Source organism: uncultured Chitinophaga sp. (assembly GCF_937874145.1).
Classification (GTDB): Bacteria; Bacteroidota; Bacteroidia; order Chitinophagales; family Chitinophagaceae; genus Chitinophaga.
The window spans coordinates 1-2,882 of the sequence record NZ_CALNBI010000484.1; the positions used below are offsets into that span (position 1 = coordinate 1).

At 55.9% G+C, this 2,882-nt stretch carries 3 protein-coding genes and 1 pseudogene; 3 read left to right on the plus strand and 1 reads right to left on the minus strand.

The genetic code is table 11. The features are described 5' to 3' along the window. Positions 1-556: pseudogene (locus tag Q0510_RS23055) on the plus strand (hypothetical protein); the annotation flags it as partial. Between the two features lie 65 nt (positions 557-621). Beyond that, positions 622-1,536, plus strand: coding sequence for a serine hydrolase (locus Q0510_RS23060; protein ID WP_298717041.1), 915 nt, complete (start codon positions 622-624; stop codon positions 1,534-1,536). Here Q0510_RS23060 and Q0510_RS23065 read toward each other — a convergent pair. Continuing rightward, positions 1,527-2,396 (minus strand): hypothetical protein, encoded by an 870-nt coding sequence (locus Q0510_RS23065; RefSeq protein WP_298717044.1) that lies wholly within the window; start codon positions 2,394-2,396, stop codon positions 1,527-1,529. The genes Q0510_RS23060 and Q0510_RS23065 overlap by 10 nt on opposite strands. A gap of 139 nt (positions 2,397-2,535) precedes the next feature. On the opposite strand from Q0510_RS23065, the gene Q0510_RS23070 reads away from it, so the two are divergent. Next, on the plus strand, positions 2,536-2,882 hold a 347-nt coding region (locus Q0510_RS23070; RefSeq protein ID WP_298717046.1), incomplete at its 3' end, for a cation-transporting P-type ATPase.

The window sequence follows — 2,882 nt, forward strand, 5'->3', positions numbered from 1 at the left end:
ATTCCTCTTTCCCTACGCTCACACCGTGGAAGAGATCAAGGAACGTCTGGACGCGACGGGCCTGAAGATTGTTCTGCACAACCTGCCCGCTGGTGACTGGGATGCCGGTGAGCGCGGCATTGCCTGCGACCCCAACCGCGTGGACGAATTCCGCGCTGGCGTGGACAAAGCCATCGCCTACGCCACGGAGCTGAACGCGGCGTGCCTCGGCCAGGTGGAATTCATCCACCGCAACGTGTTCCGCTTCGATACGAACCAGCAATTCGATGTGGTGTGGAGCGCAGGGCTGTTCGATTATTTCGAAGATGGCGTATTTGTTCGCCTGCTGCAAAAGATGATGGGATGGGCCAAGCCCGGCGGCGAAGTGATCATCGGCAATTTCGGCGACCATAACCCCACCCGCGGCTACATGGAAATCATCAGTGAATGGTACCTCATCCACCGATCCGCGGCGCATTTGCGTGAGCTGGCCCTCCGTGCCGGCGCGTCCCCCGATAAGGTCAAAGTGGAACGTGAGCCCGAGGGCGTCAATCTCTTCCTGCATGTTGGCGTGTAACCATAGGCAATGCCCGCGATTTTTTTTATTTTGGAACATCCTAACCAAACCCGGGATGTTCCACCATGCCAAACAACCGCTATCGCCTCCGCCTCCTCAGCCTTGCATTGATCCTGCCGTTTGCGGCTTTTGCCCAGAAAGAAGACCGCAAGCTCACCGCCAAACTCACCGAACTGGCCAACGCCTTTCACGGTGAAGTGGGCATTTACGTCGAGCACCTGAAAACGGGCCGTTTCGTGGCCATCAACGCCGACACGGTATTCCCGACCGCCAGCATCGTGAAAGTGCCGTTGCTGGTGGGGCTGTTCGATAAAATCGAGAAAGGGGAGATCAAATACCACCAGCCGATGGTGTACCGCGATTCCGCGAAGTACGGCGGCTCGGGGATCATGCAGTTCTTTAAAGACAGTGCCGCCACCGAAGTGAGCGTGCTGGCTGCGCTCATGATGTCGTACAGCGACAATACCACTTCGCTCTGGAACCAGGCCCTCGCGGGCGGTGGCCAGCGCGTGAACGAAATCATGGCGCAATACGGCTTCCAGAATACCCGTGTCAATTCCCGCACCCCCGGCCGCCAGGACATCTGGAAAATCTACGGGTGGGGGCAAACCACGCCCCGCGAAATGGCGCGCCTGGTCAAAATGATCTTCAAAGGAGAAATTATCAGTCCCGCCGCGAGCGACCGCATGTACCGCCTGATGTGCCGTGGCTATTACGACGAATCCTCCCTGTCCCAGCTCCCGCCGTACGTGCAGGCTGCCCATAAAACCGGATCGGTAGACGCTACGCGTTCGGAAGTGGTGCTGGTGAATGCGCCGCATGGCGATTACGTTTTCCACGTGGCAACAAAAAATAATAAAGATCAGCGCTGGGCGGATGATAATGAAGCGGTAGTCCTGATCCGCAACGTTTCCGCCGTGATCTGGAACCATTTTGAGCCGAAGAGCAACTGGAAGCCGTTGTATACGGTTTACAAGTGATTCATTTCGTAGACTTTCTCGAGGAGGTCGATCTTGTCCTGCTCCGGCATATCCGGGGCTTTGATCATGCAGTTGAAGAGGAGGTTGCCGCGGGTGCCGAACAGGAAGTACATGTTCTGCTGCCCGTTTTTGGCTTGCCAGCAGATATAGGCTTTCTCGCGGTTTTCGGAGAGCTTGCGGACGGTCATGCGGGCTTCGTCGCGGAGCGTGCGGCTATCCCAGTTGTAATAGGCAAGGGCGTTTTCGAAATCGGTGCGCTCCCGCACGAATACATCCAGCGCTTCGCCAGGCATCACGCAGATGGCGATAACGGTGGAATCGGCGTTGGTGAAGGTAACCTGTTGCTTCGCGTCGCGCACGCCTTCCCGGATGAACCATTCGCCGGCAAGGCGCAGTTCGGGCTGGTAACGGTTGTATTTAACAACGGTAGTATCCTGTACGGAATGGAAGGCGTAGCTGAATTCGCTGCAATCGGTGGTGTCAGTCAGTTCCAGGCGGCCGTCGACCAGTTTGCCGTGAAGGTAGGTGGAAGTGCCCCCGGCCTGGCCGGTAGTGATGGCTTTTTCATTGGTGAGTTGCATGACCAGCTGGCCATTTTGCATTGTATAGGTCCCTTTTTGCGCGTATTGCTTGTAACGGCCGAACCATCCGGCCACGCTCCGGGCGTCGCCGGATGTCACGGATTGCAGAATTACCGCCCCATCGGGGTAGAATCGAAGGTAAGTGTGGATGTCTGCGGAAGAATCGGACACATGACCGGTCCTGGCGGAATAAATGCCGTCAAAATGAAGGTCTTGCGCCTGCAGGACACGGGCCTGCATGACGAAAACGCACACGAGAGCTAAGATACGCGCTGGCATATGATGTAACAGTTATAGGTAGTCTGAATGTTGAACTTAATTTACAACGAATTTTCCATATAAAATCATGTTCGTGTCATCGTTTCGGAAACAAATTTGTTGCTGATTTGTAAAGTCTTGACATCCTAATACTTGCCGCATGGAATTTCACCCTATTGCAACCACTGAATTGCTACGGCAGTTCGGGACAGACCCCTCGGCCGGCGTTTCCCCTGAAAAAGCGGGACAGCTCCTGGCCGAGCACGGGCCTAACGAACTTTCCGCCACCCAACGGGAATCCCCCTGGCTGATCCTCCTCCACCAGTTCATGAGCCCGGTGATCTACCTGCTGCTCATTGCCATGGGGATGTCCCTGTTCTTTAAAGAATGGCTGGATGCCATCGCCATCGCCGTGGTCATCCTCCTCAATGCCCTCATCGGCTTCATCATGGAATTCCAGGCAGAAAAAGCCATGGACGCCCTCCGCCAGATGACCACCCAAACCGC